Genomic DNA, 17,613 nt, shown 5'->3' with positions numbered 1-17,613 from the left:
TCATCCTGGACCGAATTGTGGGCGGCGGATCAGCCCGGCAGCTATCAGCGATTCTTCGGCATTTCGCCCAACCTCCTGGCCCTCTCGCACCATGTCCGAGATCCTGGATACTGCCAAAGGTTTGCGTGGTACTTGCTTTCCTGATGGGCGTTTACCCTTCCTTGGCACCGCATTCCCCGGATCTTGTAACAAAACAGAGACGAAGCCGATAAGTTCCAGCATCGAAGCATCAGGGTGCAGGGCTCGAACCTTGGCGGCCATCGGTGTGGCAAGGTCTGTTGCCAACCCGGCCTGCACCAAAACACCGATCAGCGGGTCGACATCGCCCGATTCCCCGCCCTTTCCAGAATCGAAGTCCGGCATGGATAGCGAAATGGTCTCCATTTGCGGCATAACATTCTGGAAAACCTGTGAAACGTGGCTATCCAAGGGTCGCAAATCGTCATACTTGCTAATCTCCCGCTGATTATTGGTCTTGAGCGCTCTCATCATTGGTTCGATGATCTTGAGGTGCCTCGCAGATGTCTCGCGGAACAGTCGCGCATCCATCACCTCGGGTGTGTTGCGGAAAGCGCTCTGCTCCATCACCTGAAGTTGCGCCAACATAAACAGCTTGATCAGTACGTCAATGACCCCCTGACTTTCCTCATATAAAACATAGCGGATTTCGTCTGTAAGCGGAGTTTCTTGCCGCGTCCATTGGTATTTCCACAAGACGTCGACGAAGTGGTCCCATGCTGACTCTGGCCGCAGGCGCTCCCAGACCGCGCACCCGATGCCACTGGCGCGACGGGCTTGCCGAAAGTCATCCTGGAAGAGGGACAGGGCCCCCATCGTCCCAATCATAATTACCGGAATACCGATGGTATTGATGAGGGTCACCAAGAAGTTCAGTAAAGCATCCCGCCCCACTCCCTTGGCCAAGGTCAGATGTTGTATCTCGTCAATGATGAGCACGCCAAGTGCATGGCGATTTGCGAGTTGCGCCATCTGGGCCATCATCAAGTCCACCGGATTGCGCGTTTTGCCAAATTGGGCAAACGTTCGCGCGCCTAGGGCCAAATCAAGCTCCTGGAAAAAATGCATGCAGAGCTGCTTCGGTGAGCCCTGGTGGGGACAGTCGAGCTTGAGCCAAACCACCTGCTGAAGGCTAAAGGGTTCGTCATGCGTAACAACCTGCGGGTAGTAGCTCAGAATCCGATTGATCGCAGTGCTTTTACCCGCCCCTGAGGCTCCAATGAGCGCAAACCCTTCCGCAGTTCCTCCAACATAATGACGTCCCGCACTGAGATCGCGGGCGAGGATGCGCTCATGGCCATCTTGCAGACGCCAGATGTAATCTGACTGCAAGGGATTGCGGCTGACATAACCCTGGCGTAACAGGGTGGAAAAAGCTGATTCCAGCCGCAGGTGGTGTTCCAGGGGCTCGAAGAAGCGGCGGAGCCGATACAGGCAATTCATTCGGAGTTGGATTGGATAGGTCCGCTCCTCAGGGTTAAACTCCGGCGGGTCGGACAGAAACTGCCAAGCATTTCGCTGTGAGAGCTGCGGCGGTAAGCGATTGATGAAGGGGTTGTCCCGAAACTCCGGCAAAAGAGGGGGGTCGGTCGGGGATGAAGCCATGGTGACTTACTCCTCTTCCTGCTCGCCTTCGCGAAATTTGTGCAGCATCTCCGTGATATCCGGCAGGCTGTAGTCCTTTGTGGGTGGAGCGCCAGGGAAAGAAACAACCTCGGCAGGGACGTCCGTCTTCATACTTGTCGTGCGCGTTGCGTCCTTATGACGTAAGGCAGCCAGTTCCGCGCGACGGTTACCACGGATGTCCTTGGTTCTTTGGCGATCAGACCGATCAGAAACCAGGGGAAGCCGTGATTTGGCATCGGCAACGACCCGTTGAATTTGATCGACCAGATTGATACGTCCGGTTGTTTCGCTACGCTGGTGACTATGAGCAACCTCCTTCGATGCCTGCCGTAATTGGTCGATCTCCCATAGAGTCTTGCATGCATGCTCGCGGCTTTGCTCCATAAGGGTACAAGCGATGAACCGCGGTTGCCCAGACTTCCCCTGCAACCATATAGCATCCATACAACGCGGATCATAAGAAACACGGACCCGCCAATTTCGAATTTGGCGCGCACGTTCAAACCAATGCTCTTGCATGGCAAACGAACAGGAGTAATACAGCCCGAATAAGCGGATACCTCTGGCAGTTACCATCGCGTCCGCATGTGGTAACAGGCTAAGGCGCACGATCTCATCCGGGTAGCGACGAAGCCGACCGCTACGGTGCGAAATCCCCCAATTCCATAGCTCGATCGGAACAGCTGGAATTGCATCATGAATCATCTCTGGAGCAAGCGGGTACTCCTTGACCCGATGCTGGGTATTATAGTACTTTACACAATAAATCAGAATCTTGGTAAACTGATCAATATTTAGTTTCGCGTCCAAGCGGTAGTCGTTACCCCCACGCTCCCGATAGTCTGTCTGAATATACCCAGGCGTATAGGCCTTGAATCTCGCAGGCAGCAGGCGAAACTGTTGTTCTACAACCCCCTTCCAGTCGGCACGGTATGGAGCTGAATTCTCTATTCGGACGGCGAAAGTCTGAATCAGCGTTTCGATCATCTCGCCAACCATTTCTCCGCGGTCGCCCAGAATTGCCTCCGGCATGCCTTGGCACGGCCAGTCCGCAGTGTCGATAGCAACACCAAATTGGGCGCAGTAGTCCGTTTTATCGAGCACGGCGTTGCCTAACGCCTGCATGGCGCCGACCCAGCTCGGCCCCTCGAATCCCACGTGTAACCCGGCGATCATTCGACTGAATACGTCTATGACCACATACACCACGGGTCGACCGACGATTTTGTCGGGAAAATAGCGGGAGACGAGATAAATATCCGCAATCGTCGCGTCGATGAGGTAACGCGAGCCCGGGCCAACAGTCTCCCCCGTTGCCGTGCTGGTCAGAGCGCGCATGTCCTTGTCATAGACGCGTGAAGATGCCCGACGACGTTTGAGCGCAAAAATGTCGTTATCTTTCTGATACCAGTAACGAAACTGCCACCAGCTTGGCGCACCCGAACGCAAAACCCATTCCTGCTGGCCGGTGCCGGGGTCTACCACCGAATCCGAAAAAGAGGCACGCAGCATCGCGTGGTAACACTCCGTCAGCTCAAAAACCGGATGCATGGCATAAAATCGGGTGACGGCCGCCTTGAAAATCGCGCGCGTTTCCGGCGTGACATTGACGGAGTTCCCGTCGTTCTTCGGTGGTCGTCCACGACGCTTGCCAGTGGCAGCGCGTTCCCGGCCACGTGCGCCGGAATTGGCGTAATCGGGCAGCAGAGCGTTCGGTGTCATGCCGCGCTGCCAGTAACGACGCAACAACCGCAACAGGCTGTGATGACTTTCCCCATGAGTGGAAGAAAATTCAGCAAGGATTTTGCCGCGCTTGCGGAGATCAAAGATCTCCGGCTGCCGCTGCAGAACCGGAGCGATCCGAGCAAAGTTTTGGTCGCGCTTAGCCCGTTGTGCAGCAGAGAGCCGGCCTTCACTCTTGTTGATGAGCAAGGAATCTTCTTTGCCTAGTTGGACAACACCCTCATCCAGCAGGCGAATCACATCGGCGTGACGTCGGTACAGCGGGTTGGAGTGCTCAGCATGAATGTCTATGCAAACATAGCCCGGGTCGCCCGCGTCGATCCACAATACCCGCTCAGTGTGCCCGTCCTCGGAGAATTCCAACAGTTGGTTGAGGGCAAGAAAGCTCATGCCCGGTTCTCCTGGCGTCCGCCAGGCAGAGTGCGGAAGGACGCCATGGTGATCAGCGGGTCGCTCAGCACCACTGAATCCATATCGCAAAGAACCGACTTGGTCGCCAGAAAGTGTCGGAACAGCATCAAACCCTCTTCGCTGCCCAGACCCAAGCGGACTTCCATGTCCCCACAAAATTGTCGCAGCGACAACCAGGGGGAGGCGCTGACTTGTGCCCGCATTCGGCGTCCAGCGTCTTGGTAGAAGCCCGGGTGCGGTTCGACAAGGCCCTCCAGACGGTAGAAATTGTGAACCCACTCAATATTACGGATCAGTTGGGTCGGAAGAACGGCCGGGGTGACGATGCTCCACTCAACTTCCTTTCTTTCCCAGTAGAGTCTTTCTATTTCCAACTTTTCCAGTGTTCTGGGCTGGTCGAGATCCTTGGCGGATTTTACGGCATAGGCCGTTTGCACCAATTTGCCGCCGGCGCAGGCATCGACCACAAAGTCCGTGGTCATAACCATCGGTGTCACCATACCCGGGAAGCGGGGGTGCGGAATATTGCAGGCTTCGGCAATCTGGGAGGTCGCGGATCGGTCCAAGGGGAACTGTTCCCGAATATCAGCGACCGAATCTTCCCAATCCAAGCAGTAGAAGAGGCTTCGTTCAATGTCAGAGAGCAAATGGTGTATGCGCCCGGTATGAATCCCTCGGAGGCGGGTACTCCGCCCCGTTGACGGCACGTCCTGAATCGCCAACCAGGGTTTGTAGTCCGCGCCGACACCTCTGCCCCGTCCCTCTTGCTCAAACAGGGCAATCCGCTGTTCGTCGATAGTGTAACGGCGTCGGGCCACAGTGCCCTCCCCGGATCGAGACTACCGAAAGTTCACGCTACTCCTCACCATCGGAAATGGCAAGAGCTGTGAGCAAACTTTATTGCCCATGTCCAAACTTATATGGATGCCTCCATTTGAGCAAGTCGACGTTCGATGTATGACGGTGAGGTCAAAGTGCTGCCTTATATCCGGCCTGTTATGCAGGAGGTTCCTGCTGGCCCTGATGAAATCCGCTGAAAGGGACCTTATCTTATATGGATGCCTCCATTTGAGCAAGTCGACGTTCGATGTATGACGGTGAGGTCAAAGTGCTGCCTTATATCCGGCCTGTTATGCAGGAGGTTCCTGCTGGCCCTGATGAAATCCGCTGAAAGGGACCTTATCTTTATTGCGTCCTTTTTTGGGACAAGATTGATCCAGGCTCTCCCTTCCCCGGTCTGACCTGTTACGCCATCAATCGTGCCTACCTGCGCAACTGTGAAACTATAAACATGCTATTCGACTATCGTCCTGTAATCATGCGACGGCTACCGCTATTGGCTTGTAATTCGGGTCATACTGGCGGTTTTTGGCCAGCAACGCCCAGATCGTTCGAGCCATTTTATTGGCTTGTGCTACGACGACCACATTGTGGGGCCGCCGACAGCGTAATTTGTCGATCCAGGGATTTCGATCCCTGGTCTGGCAATTCACCACGGCTCGCGCCCCATGGGCCAATAGGGTTCGGAGATAGGTATCTCCGCGCTTGCTGATACCCAACAGGCGAATCTTCCCGCCAGTACCGGTCTGCCGTGGAACCAACCCCAAGAACGACGCGAACTCCCGGCCAGAGCGAAAGGACTTCATATCCCCTACTGTAGCCACGATAGCTGTGGCAGTGAGTAGCCCCACGCCAGGGATCGCCATCAAACGGGCCACCGCTTCCTGGTCCTTTTTCCATAGCCTCAGCCGTTTCTCTATATCGGCTATGTCTTTGTCGAATTCTGCCAGCCGCTGGATCTGACGCCGGAAGGTCTCTAGTGCCACGGCCGATAGCCTGTCCTCCAACGTCGAGAGAGCATCGGGGATCTCCTTGAGACCTTTCTCGCGGCCTTGGGGAAGATCTATACCAAATTCATAGAGCAGCCCCCGAATCTCATTCACCTGCATGGTCCGGATCTTGACCAACTGTTCCCGCATGCGATGCAAGGCCAGAACGGACTGCTGCTCCTCGCTTTTGACGGCGACAAAGCGCATACCAGGACGCTGAACAGTTTCCCAGATCGCCGCTGCGTCTGCCGCATCGGTCTTGTTGGTCTTGACGAAAGGGCGCACAAACTGCGCCGCGATCAAGCGCACCTCGTGCCCTAGCTTGCCCAGTTCCCGCGCCCAGTAGTGGGCACTACCACAAGCTTCCATGGCGACAATGCCGGGCTCGCGGTTCACAAAGAACTCGAGCAATTTGCCACGTCGCACTTGCTTGCGATGAATCTCGCCCGTCTCCCAATCTACCCAGTGCAACTGCATCACCCGTTTTGCCAAATCCAGCCCATAAATTGTATTCTGCATCGTGAGTCCTCCTTGACCCATTTGTGGATGAACTTCCACCTTGGCACTTTGATGCCGTTCGGTTCAAGCGAGGGCTCCCTGCCTACTCGTGGAGCTCCCCGCTGCCGATCCTATAAGGGGAGGCATCCATTACATCTTTATTGCGTCCTTTTTTGGGACAAGATTGATCCAGGCTCTCCCTTCCCCGGTCTGACCTGTTACGCCATCAATCGTGCCTACCTGCGCAACTGTGAAACTATAAACATGCTATTCGACTATCGTCCTGTAATCATGCGACGGCTACCGCTATTGGCTTGTAATTCGGGTCATACTGGCGGTTTTTGGCCAGCAACGCCCAGATCGTTCGAGCCATTTTATTGGCTTGTGCTACGACGACCACATTGTGGGGCCGCCGACAGCGTAATTTGTCGATCCAGGGATTTCGATCCCTGGTCTGGCAATTCACCACGGCTCGCGCCCCATGGGCCAATAGGGTTCGGAGATAGGTATCTCCGCGCTTGCTGATACCCAACAGGCGAATCTTCCCGCCAGTACCGGTCTGCCGTGGAACCAACCCCAAGAACGACGCGAACTCCCGGCCAGAGCGAAAGGACTTCATATCCCCTACTGTAGCCACGATAGCTGTGGCAGTGAGTAGCCCCACGCCAGGGATCGCCATCAAACGGGCCACCGCTTCCTGGTCCTTTTTCCATAGCCTCAGCCGTTTCTCTATATCGGCTATGTCTTTGTCGAATTCTGCCAGCCGCTGGATCTGACGCCGGAAGGTCTCTAGTGCCACGGCCGATAGCCTGTCCTCCAACGTCGAGAGAGCATCGGGGATCTCCTTGAGACCTTTCTCGCGGCCTTGGGGAAGATCTATACCAAATTCATAGAGCAGCCCCCGAATCTCATTCACCTGCATGGTCCGGATCTTGACCAACTGTTCCCGCATGCGATGCAAGGCCAGAACGGACTGCTGCTCCTCGCTTTTGACGGCGACAAAGCGCATACCAGGACGCTGAACAGTTTCCCAGATCGCCGCTGCGTCTGCCGCATCGGTCTTGTTGGTCTTGACGAAAGGGCGCACAAACTGCGCCGCGATCAAGCGCACCTCGTGCCCTAGCTTGCCCAGTTCCCGCGCCCAGTAGTGGGCACTACCACAAGCTTCCATGGCGACAATGCCGGGCTCGCGGTTCACAAAGAACTCGAGCAATTTGCCACGTCGCACTTGCTTGCGATGAATCTCGCCCGTCTCCCAATCTACCCAGTGCAACTGCATCACCCGTTTTGCCAAATCCAGCCCATAAATTGTATTCTGCATCGTGAGTCCTCCTTGACCCATTTGTGGATGAACTTCCACCTTGGCACTTTGATGCCGTTCGGTTCAAGCGAGGGCTCCCTGCCTACTCGTGGAGCTCCCCGCTGCCGATCCTATAAGGGGAGGCATCCATTACATCTTTATTACCCATGATCAAACTTATATGGATGCCTCCATTTGAGCAAGTCGACGTTCGATGTATGACGGTGAGGTCAAAGTGCTGCCTTATATCCGGCCTGTTATGCAGGAGGTTCCTGCTGGCCCTGATGAAATCCGCTGAAAGGGACCTTATCTTTATTGCGTCCTTTTTTGGGACAAGATTGATCCAGGCTCTCCCTTCCCCGGTCTGACCTGTTACGCCATCAATCGTGCCTACCTGCGCAACTGTGAAACTATAAACATGCTATTCGACTATCGTCCTGTAATCATGCGACGGCTACCGCTATTGGCTTGTAATTCGGGTCATACTGGCGGTTTTTGGCCAGCAACGCCCAGATCGTTCGAGCCATTTTATTGGCTTGTGCTACGACGACCACATTGTGGGGCCGCCGACAGCGTAATTTGTCGATCCAGGGATTTCGATCCCTGGTCTGGCAATTCACCACGGCTCGCGCCCCATGGGCCAATAGGGTTCGGAGATAGGTATCTCCGCGCTTGCTGATACCCAACAGGCGAATCTTCCCGCCAGTACCGGTCTGCCGTGGAACCAACCCCAAGAACGACGCGAACTCCCGGCCAGAGCGAAAGGACTTCATATCCCCTACTGTAGCCACGATAGCTGTGGCAGTGAGTAGCCCCACGCCAGGGATCGCCATCAAACGGGCCACCGCTTCCTGGTCCTTTTTCCATAGCCTCAGCCGTTTCTCTATATCGGCTATGTCTTTGTCGAATTCTGCCAGCCGCTGGATCTGACGCCGGAAGGTCTCTAGTGCCACGGCCGATAGCCTGTCCTCCAACGTCGAGAGAGCATCGGGGATCTCCTTGAGACCTTTCTCGCGGCCTTGGGGAAGATCTATACCAAATTCATAGAGCAGCCCCCGAATCTCATTCACCTGCATGGTCCGGATCTTGACCAACTGTTCCCGCATGCGATGCAAGGCCAGAACGGACTGCTGCTCCTCGCTTTTGACGGCGACAAAGCGCATACCAGGACGCTGAACAGTTTCCCAGATCGCCGCTGCGTCTGCCGCATCGGTCTTGTTGGTCTTGACGAAAGGGCGCACAAACTGCGCCGCGATCAAGCGCACCTCGTGCCCTAGCTTGCCCAGTTCCCGCGCCCAGTAGTGGGCACTACCACAAGCTTCCATGGCGACAATGCCGGGCTCGCGGTTCACAAAGAACTCGAGCAATTTGCCACGTCGCACTTGCTTGCGATGAATCTCGCCCGTCTCCCAATCTACCCAGTGCAACTGCATCACCCGTTTTGCCAAATCCAGCCCATAAATTGTATTCTGCATCGTGAGTCCTCCTTGACCCATTTGTGGATGAACTTCCACCTTGGCACTTTGATGCCGTTCGGTTCAAGCGAGGGCTCCCTGCCTACTCGTGGAGCTCCCCGCTGCCGATCCTATAAGGGGAGGCATCCATTACATCTTTATTGCCTGCGAACATGTCGTGTTCATGGTCAATAAAGATTGATCATGAACGTATCGTAACTTATTGTTTTTGTGAACATCCTGCCCATACTCAAAAAATATAGTTTGATCATGGATCGAACACGATTCATCATATGCCGCTTCTCTGCGGTAATAAAGATGTAATGGATGCCTCCCCTTATAGGATCGGCAGCGGGGAGCTCCACGAGTAGGCAGGGAGCCCTCGCTTGAACCGAACGGCATCAAAGTGCCAAGGTGGAAGTTCATCCACAAATGGGTCAAGGAGGACTCACGATGCAGAATACAATTTATGGGCTGGATTTGGCAAAACGGGTGATGCAGTTGCACTGGGTAGATTGGGAGACGGGCGAGATTCATCGCAAGCAAGTGCGACGTGGCAAATTGCTCGAGTTCTTTGTGAACCGCGAGCCCGGCATTGTCGCCATGGAAGCTTGTGGTAGTGCCCACTACTGGGCGCGGGAACTGGGCAAGCTAGGGCACGAGGTGCGCTTGATCGCGGCGCAGTTTGTGCGCCCTTTCGTCAAGACCAACAAGACCGATGCGGCAGACGCAGCGGCGATCTGGGAAACTGTTCAGCGTCCTGGTATGCGCTTTGTCGCCGTCAAAAGCGAGGAGCAGCAGTCCGTTCTGGCCTTGCATCGCATGCGGGAACAGTTGGTCAAGATCCGGACCATGCAGGTGAATGAGATTCGGGGGCTGCTCTATGAATTTGGTATAGATCTTCCCCAAGGCCGCGAGAAAGGTCTCAAGGAGATCCCCGATGCTCTCTCGACGTTGGAGGACAGGCTATCGGCCGTGGCACTAGAGACCTTCCGGCGTCAGATCCAGCGGCTGGCAGAATTCGACAAAGACATAGCCGATATAGAGAAACGGCTGAGGCTATGGAAAAAGGACCAGGAAGCGGTGGCCCGTTTGATGGCGATCCCTGGCGTGGGGCTACTCACTGCCACAGCTATCGTGGCTACAGTAGGGGATATGAAGTCCTTTCGCTCTGGCCGGGAGTTCGCGTCGTTCTTGGGGTTGGTTCCACGGCAGACCGGTACTGGCGGGAAGATTCGCCTGTTGGGTATCAGCAAGCGCGGAGATACCTATCTCCGAACCCTATTGGCCCATGGGGCGCGAGCCGTGGTGAATTGCCAGACCAGGGATCGAAATCCCTGGATCGACAAATTACGCTGTCGGCGGCCCCACAATGTGGTCGTCGTAGCACAAGCCAATAAAATGGCTCGAACGATCTGGGCGTTGCTGGCCAAAAACCGCCAGTATGACCCGAATTACAAGCCAATAGCGGTAGCCGTCGCATGATTACAGGACGATAGTCGAATAGCATGTTTATAGTTTCACAGTTGCGCAGGTAGGCACGATTGATGGCGTAACAGGTCAGACCGGGGAAGGGAGAGCCTGGATCAATCTTGTCCCAAAAAAGGACGCAATAAAGATAAGGTCCCTTTCAGCGGATTTCATCAGGGCCAGCAGGAACCTCCTGCATAACAGGCCGGATATAAGGCAGCACTTTGACCTCACCGTCATACATCGAACGTCGACTTGCTCAAATGGAGGCATCCATATAAGATTGATCACGGCGTTTCTTACCAAGGCAAACGCCCTATCCAAAGGGGGCGTGTCGTCAAACAAGACGGTTTGCTGCAGGTTAGCCTAGCGGCGTCAACGGCGGGTACGCAGCGTTAGCGGTCGTTCGGGCCGCCTTCTCCTTGTGAATTTATAGTGCGTAATTTAAGAACGACACAGATTGGTTTATTCAGGGAGGAGATTGATGTCTAGGACTCCGAATTCACATTTTTATGTTTTTTTCATGTGATTCATCTCACCGTGATCATGCCATTGCCTTGACCACGAAATGGTTCCGTTGCGACGGCATCAACTACAAGTCCAGCGCTGTAAGGAACTAGGATCGAGAATATGCAAGTTTCGCCCCTCGATAGTGATGATCCTTGCCTCCCGCAGTCGTCGCAGCACTCGGGACAAAGTTTCCGGTGTGATTCCAATGCGAGCGGCAACGGCAGCCTTTTTGGCCGGTAAGGAAACGCATCCCTGCCCGGTCTTCGCAGATTGGCCCAGCTCGAGCAAATACGAGGCCACCCTGGCATCTGCCGACTGCACACTACGTTGACGCAGTTCTTTCACCAAAAAATGTAAACGCATACTGAGTTGGGCGAGGATGCGACGCATGAGTTGGGGGTTGGCATCCAAGGTGGTAATTACCGGCGCAAAAGGAATCCTTAGTACGCGCACCGCCCCGCTGCAACGCGCCGAGACCGGGTAACGGCCACCCATGAAGGCCACACCCTCGGCAAAAAGGTCCCCAGCCTGCATGATTTCGACAATCTTTTCCTTGCCCTCGGCGCTACTGCTGACCAGTTCTACCACTCCCGATTCTAAAAAGAAGAAATCCGCCGCGGGACTTTGCTCGAGGAAAATAATCTCGCCCTCTTTCCATTCTTCCAGTTGGGTAGATGGCAGAAGCGCGCTGAGCAAAGCTGGCGGCCACGCACTAAAAATAGGCTGCTGGCGCAATAGATCATTAATATCAGGAAGTTTCATATCAACCCCAGCTAGATGGTGATTTCGAATCGCTCTATGGTACATCGTCTACCCTTCATCTGAAATTCTTGACGCAGATCAAGGACGGTCTGGCGCAGGCGGTGCAGACTCTTCCTTGCCGTTTAGGGCAAGACCATGCAGCATTTCAGGAGAGACTCATGACTATCGATATAGAATTGATCAAAAGCAGCGGTAAAGCCGTACAGGATTTAGGAGTGCAGGTCGCGCAGCATTTTTATGACACGATGTTCAGCCACTATCCCGAGGTTCGGAAGATGTTCCCCGGGGACATGACTGAACAGCGGGTGCGCCTCTTCAATTCCGTCATCCTCATCGCCAGTAACATCGACAACACCGACATGCTCGTACCCTACCTCAAAGATTTGGGGGTGGGACACATTCGCTACGATACCCGTCCCGAGCACTATCCCATCGTCGGCAAAAGTCTACTCCTGACCCTCAAGCACTTCTTGGGACCGGCTTGGACGACGGCCATGGCCGAATCCTGGATCGAAGCCTATAACCTTGCCTCAACTATCTGCATTCAGGCAGCCGCCGAGGCCATGGCCCCAGAGCGCTACGTGCCCTTGGTCCTGGAAGACGTTCCTCCCATTACGCAGTAACTGATCTTCGCGCAACACGCTGCGTGCCGGGCCTTCGTCCGGCACGCTGCGACAGGAGTTTTCCATGGAACATGAGGTCATTCTGGAGCCCTCCGGGCACTGCTTGCAGGTACGGGAAGACCAATGCATTGTCGAGGCCGCCTTGGAACAGGGGGTGGCCATTCACTATGGCTGCGGTAATGGTTCCTGCGGCGACTGTAAGGGGCGGATCGTGGACGGCGAGGGTGTGCAACTCCCGTTCATGCCCCTGCTGCTCACGCCTGGGGAGCGGGCAGACAACCGAGCCATTCTCTGCAAATTACAACCACGTAGCGCCATGCGCATCGAGGCGCAGGTGGATGGCGCTGCCGAGCTGTGGACGGGGACGGTGACGACTCTCCAGCAGCTTGCCAGCACGGTGATGGAATTGCGGCTGCGCTGTGACCGCCCTTATCCTTTCCGCGCCGGCCAGTATGCCCGGATTGCCGTTCCCGACCAGCCGGGGCAGTGGCGTTCCTATTCCATGGCCAGCCACCCCTCTGCAGCCGAGCTGGTTTTTCACATTCGCGCCGTAGCCGGCGGTGCTTTTTCCCATTGGCTCTTCGCGCAAGCGAGAGTGGGAGACACGCTCCAGTTGGGCCCTGCCCAGGGGGAATTCACTCTGCAGCAGAACGAGGAGCGGCCTCTACTGCTCGTGGCTGCTGGTACCGGCCTCGCCCCTATCGAGGCGATCGTCCAAGAGCGGATGCGGTTACCTTGGACGACCCCGGTCGCCCTCTTTTTTGGCGTCCGGCGCGCGGCTGATCTCTATCATCTCGATGATCTGCAGAACTTGGCAGACTCCTGGCCCAATTTACGTTTGGAGATCTGCTGCTCCGATCCCCATTTCACGGGGCCCGGCGGACCCCGGCGGCTCCTGCCCAGCGTGTCGGAGAATGGTCCGTGGTCCCAACACGAGGTCTATCTCTGCGGTAGCCCTGGCATGATCGAGGCGGCTGTGGATCTCCTGCTCTCGCACGGTATTGTCCATGAGCGCATCCACTTCGACAGTTTTGCGCCCAGCGCCGGCTGATCCTTGCAGTGCGGCGCCAGTACGCCCCAGCTCAACTATCCAGCAGTTGCAGGACTTGAGAGAGAGGTTGAACGCCCACGGTTTTCAGGGCCCCGTCGATGACGACAGCGGGCACCGTCTTGATTCGCAAACGGCTGACCACTTCGCGCCCGGTCTTGTCGGCCACGTCAAGAATTTCCAGATCCATGGCTCGTTTTTCGGCAGCTTCCTGCCAGATGGTTTCCGCCTGAGGGCAGACCGGACACCATTTGGACACCAGCAGTTGCACTTTCATTTCTTTCTCCCTCGAAAAGATCTTGGAAAGTAGTTTAAACTCCTCGGATATATTCATCCACTGATAATAGGCAGATTGCAAAGGAGTACCCGCCATGGCGCACGATATCGCTAAAATTTTGCAGCAAGACCACGAACGTCTCGATCGTCTCCTGGAGGACGCCGCCCAAGCGGTCAAAGACGAGCGTTGGGCGGACGCCGCCAAGACCTTGGAAACGTTCCGCCGGGGTATCGTCGACGGACACATGGCGGTGGAAGAGAGCCTGCTTTTCCCGGCCTTCGAGACTTGGGAAGGAGACCAGGACCATGCCCTCACGGCCTTACTACGAAAGGGGCATCGGGACCTGCAGGTATTTTTCAGCGAGATGGCCGACGCCATTGCTGCTCAAGACGCGGAGGAGTTTGACGATCTCTTGAGCACGGTGCAGACCATCCTCAAACAACACGACGCCAAGGAAGAGAGTGAGGTCTATCCCCACTTGGCCGCGGCGGTGGCAGATGGTGGAGAAGCTGCGGCCAAACGTCTAGTTGCCGGGCAGGAGTAAGAATCATGAGCGAATTCCGTGGCTGCGAATTACCGGAGGAACTCTTCTACGATCTCGATTATGTCTGGGTTCGTCCCGAAGGCGAGGGTATCTTCACCATCGGCGTGACTGATCCGGCCCAGACCATGTCTGGACGCCTGCAAAAAGCCCGCATCAAAAAGCTGGGCACCAAAATCGACGCAGGCCGCCATGTCGCCACCCTGGAGAGCGGCAAATGGGCGGGCGGCGTGCCCGTTCCCTTCGCGGGAGAGGTGGTGGACCGCAACGATGCCCTCATCACCGATCCTCACCTCATCAACATCGACCCCTACGGCGATGCCTGGATCGCCCGTATCCGCGCCGATGATCCAGAACATGCCCTGGATACGCTCCACACCGGCACCGAGGCCATCGAGGCCCTGCAGGCCTGGATTCAACGCTACGACGTCCAGTGCATGCGTTGTTCCGATTAATCATGGCCTATTTTACCCTCCATCCCAGCGCACCCTTTCGCCTCGACCTCACGGTCTGGGTGCTGCGCCGTCAGGCCCACAATGCCATAGACGTTTGGGATCAGGGTACCTACCGCCGCAGCTGGATCTATGGCGAGGAGCGCTTGGCGCTGCGGTTGTGGCAGACCCGTGGGCCGATGGATCCGGTTCTGGAAGCGGAAATCTACGCAGGTCCCGATGACGACCGTGCCATTGCCTGGGTCCGCGAGCGTCTCCAGTGGATTCTCGGGATCAATCGCGATCTGGCGCCCTTTTATGCCTTCGCAGCCAAAGATCCTCGCCTTGGGGCGCTCGTGGTGCACTACCGGGGATTTCGCCCGCCTCGTTTCGATTCCCTCTATGAGGGGCTGATCAATGCCATAGCCTGTCAGCAGCTGAGTCTGCAGGTGGGTATCCATTTGCTCAATCGTTTATGCAGGATCTGCGAAGGAGATAGCGGCGGCCTAGATCGAGCCCTTCCTTTCCCACCCCCGCAGCAGATCCTGAACTTGGCGCCGGAATTATTGCGTGACATCGGCTTCAGCCAGCAAAAAATACGGAGTGTACGCGCCGTAGCGGAAGCCGCCAGCGCCGGTGATTGGGACGAGCGGGCGTGGCCAGGCATGCCGGTAGAACAGATTAGGGAACGCTTACTATGGATTCGGGGAATCGGGCGCTGGTCCGTAGAATATGTGCTCCTGCGAGCTTTGGGTCAGCTCGAGATCTTCCCCGGCGACGACGTGGGGGGACGAAAAAGTCTCCTGCGCTGGCTCGGTGGCGACGCCACGGTCGTCGGCTATGAAGAGACGATTGCGCATCTCAAACCCTGGGCGCCTTTCGCTGGCATGGTGTATTTTTTTATGCTCCTGCGTCGCCTGGAAGAAGCAGGCCACATCACCTAGAATCCGAAATGCGCCAAAATCAGCGTGGAGTAGAACTTGAGAGGAAATATACCAAACAAAAATCGAGAAAGCCGCTGAGGAATTCATGGTGAAAAGTAGCCCACAATTCAATATTGGTGACCACGTGACCTGGAACTCGGAGGCTGGCTGGATGACTGGGAAAATCATCGCCATTCACGAAAGTGACTTCTCTGTACACGGGTATATCCACCACGCTACTCTCGACGCACCGCAATATGCCATACGTAGCGACAAAACCGCACACATCGCATATCACAAAGGGAGCGCGCTGCGTCTCTTGGAACCTGGCGGATGCCAGCCTACTTGAGAGCTTTTTCCCGACGGCTCGACCTTGCCGCCCAGGGTCTGGCGCCCGCGTACTTTGCCCTGGTCATGGCCACCGGTGTGTTGTCCTTGTCCAGCGATACCTTCGGTTTGCCGCTGTTGGCGCGATATCTTTTCGGACTCAATATTGTTTTTTATGCCGTCTTGTGGGTCCTTACCCTGTGGAGAAGTCTGTATTTCCCTCAGCGATTGTGGAATGATCTTCTGAACTATCAACGCGGCCCTGGCTTTTTCTCTATAGTGGCCGCATCTAGTGTGCTTGGTAGTCAGTGTATATTGTTGGTGCAGTATCGTGATATTGCTCTGGTGCTTTGGATTTTTGGTGCCGTGCTGTGGTTTCTCCTGAATTACGGTATTTTCACACTTTACACCATTCGGCTCGACAAACCTCGGCTAGAAAACGGCATCAGCGGAATTTGGTTGCTTGCGGTGGTGGCGGTACAGTCTCTGGCAGTACTGGCGTTGCAGTTGGATGGTTCGTGGAGTGCACTACATCGTCTGGAATATAATTTTGTTGCCTTATCCCTATGGCTTTGGGGAGGTATGTTATATATTTGGATTATGGTTCTTATTTTTTACAGATACATTTTTTTCGCTTTCATGCAGAAGATCTCGCTCCGCCGTATTGGATCAACATGGGTGCCATGGCTATTTCTACTTTGGCTGGATCATTGCTCATAGAGCAAGGGACGAGCGCCCCTTATCTTCATTCTCTACTTCCTTTCCTCAGGGGATTTACCATTTTTTATTGGGCTGCTGGAAGCTGGTGGATTCCCTTACTCATTGCTCTGGAGATCTGGCGCTACGGCCATCAAGGTCTCCATTTCCGTTACGATCCCCAATATTGGGGTATGGTGTTCCCCCTCGGTATGTACAGTCTTGCAACCTATAACATGGCAAAGAGTATGGTGCTGCCGTTCTTGCTGCCGATTGCCGACATCTTTTTCGCTTTGGCGCTGGCTGCTTGGATATTCATCTTTGTCAGTATGCTACGAAGTTCCACTTCGTCAACTATATTTGCTAACTAAGTTCCATGGAAAAAGATCCATAATCAGCATGATAGACCACGTTATTGAGTCCGTGCTAAAATAGTGTATAGTTACCTATATGGCACACATACTCTAGTAGCGCATACCAGTCTCACTGGATCGCGGATGCAAGCTCGTCTTGGCCGAAGGGCGCCATGAAATTTCTGTCCGCCAATTTCGAAGCGTATTCAGGTCCTCTGGAATACCGAGGCCGACGCCATCCCCAAAATCTACTGCGGTATACAGCACGATATCCGCTACGGTAAATCGTTGCGGTACGATCGTGCTGCGTTCAGTCATTACCGAATCCAACCAACGCATACCGTCGTGCATCAGTTTCACGAGACTAGGCACACATTCAGGAAGAACAACCATACGTTCTTGGTACATGGACAAGCCCTTGCCATAATGAAAGGCGGCATAGAGAGGCTCGGTAATGCGCCGTTCCACCCGCCGTTGCCACATTCGTGTTTCGGCCCGCTCTTGCGCTGTGCTACCAATGAGCGCTGGCTCCGGATGAATTTCTTCCAGGTACTGAAAAATCGCACCGCTTTCTGCCAGCCAGAAGCCGTCATCCAATTCGAGCACCGGAACCTGGCCAGAAGGATTGCGAGCTACAAACTCAGGCTCGCGATTTTCGCCCTTATCGATATCCAGATCACGCATAGGAATACTCATCCCTTTTTCTAGCATAAACATGCGTACTGCGCGCGGGTTGGGGCGTGCACCGTGATATAAGAGCATAGTTAACCTCC

16 protein-coding genes and 1 pseudogene are annotated in these 17,613 nt (G+C 55.2%); 8 read left to right on the top strand and 9 right to left on the bottom strand.

Annotation, left to right across the window (positions count from 1 at the left end):
- The 6 genes from MQE22_RS00460 to MQE22_RS00435 all read right to left on the bottom strand — a co-directional run bounded on the left by MQE22_RS00460 (position 1) and on the right by MQE22_RS00435 (position 8,900).
- Positions 1–1,593, bottom strand: a complete 1,593-nt coding sequence (locus MQE22_RS00460) for an ATP-binding protein (protein ID WP_255789899.1) — start codon at positions 1,591–1,593, stop codon at positions 1–3.
- 36 nt (positions 1,594–1,629) lie between these two features.
- A complete protein-coding gene (locus tag MQE22_RS00455; RefSeq protein WP_255789898.1) occupies positions 1,630–3,777 on the bottom strand; it encodes a transposase family protein in 2,148 nt (715 codons plus the stop codon).
- Positions 3,774–4,616: a TnsA endonuclease N-terminal domain-containing protein gene (locus MQE22_RS00450; RefSeq protein ID WP_255789897.1), complete on the bottom strand. Its 843-nt coding sequence runs from the start codon at positions 4,614–4,616 to the stop codon at positions 3,774–3,776. The genes MQE22_RS00455 and MQE22_RS00450 overlap by 4 nt, the downstream gene beginning before the upstream one ends.
- A gap of 498 nt (positions 4,617–5,114) precedes the next feature.
- Positions 5,115–6,146 carry an IS110 family RNA-guided transposase gene (locus MQE22_RS00445; protein ID WP_255789396.1) on the bottom strand — a complete coding sequence of 344 codons (1,032 nt, stop codon included), beginning with the start codon at positions 6,144–6,146 and terminating at the stop codon, positions 5,115–5,117.
- A gap of 268 nt (positions 6,147–6,414) precedes the next feature.
- Positions 6,415–7,446: an IS110 family RNA-guided transposase gene (locus tag MQE22_RS00440; RefSeq protein WP_255789396.1), complete on the bottom strand. Its 1,032-nt coding sequence runs from the start codon at positions 7,444–7,446 to the stop codon at positions 6,415–6,417.
- A 422-nt stretch (positions 7,447–7,868) separates the two neighbouring features.
- Positions 7,869–8,900 carry an IS110 family RNA-guided transposase gene (locus MQE22_RS00435; protein WP_255789396.1) on the bottom strand — a complete coding sequence of 344 codons (1,032 nt, stop codon included), beginning with the start codon at positions 8,898–8,900 and terminating at the stop codon, positions 7,869–7,871.
- A gap of 432 nt (positions 8,901–9,332) precedes the next feature.
- Between MQE22_RS00435 and MQE22_RS00430 the strand changes: the two genes are divergently transcribed.
- Positions 9,333–10,364, top strand: coding sequence for an IS110 family RNA-guided transposase (locus tag MQE22_RS00430; protein ID WP_255789396.1), 1,032 nt, complete (start codon positions 9,333–9,335; stop codon positions 10,362–10,364).
- Positions 10,365–10,937: 573 nt separating this feature from the next.
- On the opposite strand, the gene MQE22_RS00425 is transcribed toward MQE22_RS00430, so the two are convergent.
- Positions 10,938–11,621 carry a Crp/Fnr family transcriptional regulator gene (locus tag MQE22_RS00425; RefSeq protein ID WP_248885491.1) on the bottom strand — a complete coding sequence of 228 codons (684 nt, stop codon included), beginning with the start codon at positions 11,619–11,621 and terminating at the stop codon, positions 10,938–10,940.
- A gap of 158 nt (positions 11,622–11,779) precedes the next feature.
- On the opposite strand from MQE22_RS00425, the gene MQE22_RS00420 reads away from it, so the two are divergent.
- Both MQE22_RS00420 and MQE22_RS00415 read left to right on the top strand, forming a co-directional pair.
- Positions 11,780–12,244 (top strand): globin domain-containing protein, encoded by a 465-nt coding sequence (locus MQE22_RS00420; RefSeq protein WP_255789896.1) that lies wholly within the window; start codon positions 11,780–11,782, stop codon positions 12,242–12,244.
- Between the two features lie 64 nt (positions 12,245–12,308).
- Positions 12,309–13,295 (top strand): 2Fe-2S iron-sulfur cluster-binding protein, encoded by a 987-nt coding sequence (locus MQE22_RS00415; RefSeq protein ID WP_255789895.1) that lies wholly within the window; start codon positions 12,309–12,311, stop codon positions 13,293–13,295.
- 31 nt (positions 13,296–13,326) lie between these two features.
- Here the strand turns inward: MQE22_RS00415 and MQE22_RS00410 are convergent, their stop codons facing one another.
- Entirely contained in the window at positions 13,327–13,569 is a 243-nt protein-coding gene (locus MQE22_RS00410; protein ID WP_248885494.1) for a thioredoxin family protein, read from the bottom strand.
- 94 nt (positions 13,570–13,663) lie between these two features.
- Between MQE22_RS00410 and MQE22_RS00405 the strand changes: the two genes are divergently transcribed.
- From MQE22_RS00405 to MQE22_RS00385, 5 genes and pseudogenes are all read left to right on the top strand, one after another.
- Positions 13,664–14,113 (top strand): hemerythrin domain-containing protein, encoded by a 450-nt coding sequence (locus MQE22_RS00405; RefSeq protein WP_248885495.1) that lies wholly within the window; start codon positions 13,664–13,666, stop codon positions 14,111–14,113.
- Positions 14,114–14,118: 5 nt separating this feature from the next.
- Entirely contained in the window at positions 14,119–14,565 is a 447-nt protein-coding gene (locus MQE22_RS00400) for a biotin/lipoyl attachment domain-containing protein (protein ID WP_248885496.1), read from the top strand.
- Between the two features lie 2 nt (positions 14,566–14,567).
- On the top strand, positions 14,568–15,485 hold the full coding sequence (locus MQE22_RS00395; RefSeq protein WP_255789894.1) for a DNA-3-methyladenine glycosylase 2: 918 nt from the start codon (positions 14,568–14,570) through the stop codon (positions 15,483–15,485).
- 85 nt (positions 15,486–15,570) lie between these two features.
- Positions 15,571–15,813 (top strand): hypervirulence associated TUDOR domain-containing protein, encoded by a 243-nt coding sequence (locus MQE22_RS00390; RefSeq protein WP_255789893.1) that lies wholly within the window; start codon positions 15,571–15,573, stop codon positions 15,811–15,813.
- Positions 15,798–16,858, top strand: a pseudogene (locus MQE22_RS00385) (tellurite resistance/C4-dicarboxylate transporter family protein). Before MQE22_RS00390 ends, MQE22_RS00385 begins: the two are co-directional and overlap by 16 nt.
- Positions 16,859–16,951: 93 nt before the next feature.
- Here the strand turns inward: MQE22_RS00385 and MQE22_RS00375 are convergent.
- A complete protein-coding gene (locus MQE22_RS00375) occupies positions 16,952–17,602 on the bottom strand; it encodes a glutathione S-transferase family protein (protein WP_248885498.1) in 651 nt (216 codons plus the stop codon).
- Between the last annotated feature and the right edge of the window lie 11 nt (positions 17,603–17,613).

It is taken from the genome of Acidithiobacillus sp. YTS05, assembly GCF_024396695.1.
In the GTDB taxonomy this organism is placed as follows: Bacteria; Pseudomonadota; Gammaproteobacteria; order Acidithiobacillales; family Acidithiobacillaceae; genus Igneacidithiobacillus; species Igneacidithiobacillus copahuensis.
The sequence above is the reverse complement of the archived record's forward strand: the minus strand, read 5'-3'. Positions and strand labels throughout refer to the sequence as shown.

What these genes read in the sequence shown, in the direction of transcription:
- MQE22_RS00455 (WP_255789898.1), bottom strand. Translation starts at nt 3,777, where the DNA reads ATGAGCTTTCTTGCCCTCAACCAACTGTTGGAATTCTCCGAGGACGGG.
- MQE22_RS00445 (WP_255789396.1), bottom strand. Translation starts at nt 6,146, where the DNA reads ATGCAGAATACAATTTATGGGCTGGATTTGGCAAAACGGGTGATGCAG.
- MQE22_RS00440 (WP_255789396.1), bottom strand. Translation starts at nt 7,446, where the DNA reads ATGCAGAATACAATTTATGGGCTGGATTTGGCAAAACGGGTGATGCAG.
- MQE22_RS00435 (WP_255789396.1), bottom strand. Translation starts at nt 8,900, where the DNA reads ATGCAGAATACAATTTATGGGCTGGATTTGGCAAAACGGGTGATGCAG.
- MQE22_RS00430 (WP_255789396.1), top strand. Translation starts at nt 9,333, where the DNA reads ATGCAGAATACAATTTATGGGCTGGATTTGGCAAAACGGGTGATGCAG.
- MQE22_RS00425 (WP_248885491.1), bottom strand. Translation starts at nt 11,621, where the DNA reads ATGAAACTTCCTGATATTAATGATCTATTGCGCCAGCAGCCTATTTTT.
- MQE22_RS00420 (WP_255789896.1), top strand. Translation starts at nt 11,780, where the DNA reads ATGACTATCGATATAGAATTGATCAAAAGCAGCGGTAAAGCCGTACAG.
- MQE22_RS00415 (WP_255789895.1), top strand. Translation starts at nt 12,309, where the DNA reads ATGGAACATGAGGTCATTCTGGAGCCCTCCGGGCACTGCTTGCAGGTA.
- MQE22_RS00410 (WP_248885494.1), bottom strand. Translation starts at nt 13,569, where the DNA reads ATGAAAGTGCAACTGCTGGTGTCCAAATGGTGTCCGGTCTGCCCTCAG.
- MQE22_RS00405 (WP_248885495.1), top strand. Translation starts at nt 13,664, where the DNA reads ATGGCGCACGATATCGCTAAAATTTTGCAGCAAGACCACGAACGTCTC.
- MQE22_RS00400 (WP_248885496.1), top strand. Translation starts at nt 14,119, where the DNA reads ATGAGCGAATTCCGTGGCTGCGAATTACCGGAGGAACTCTTCTACGAT.
- MQE22_RS00395 (WP_255789894.1), top strand. Translation starts at nt 14,568, where the DNA reads ATGGCCTATTTTACCCTCCATCCCAGCGCACCCTTTCGCCTCGACCTC.
- MQE22_RS00390 (WP_255789893.1), top strand. Translation starts at nt 15,571, where the DNA reads ATGGTGAAAAGTAGCCCACAATTCAATATTGGTGACCACGTGACCTGG.
- MQE22_RS00375 (WP_248885498.1), bottom strand. Translation starts at nt 17,602, where the DNA reads ATGCTCTTATATCACGGTGCACGCCCCAACCCGCGCGCAGTACGCATG.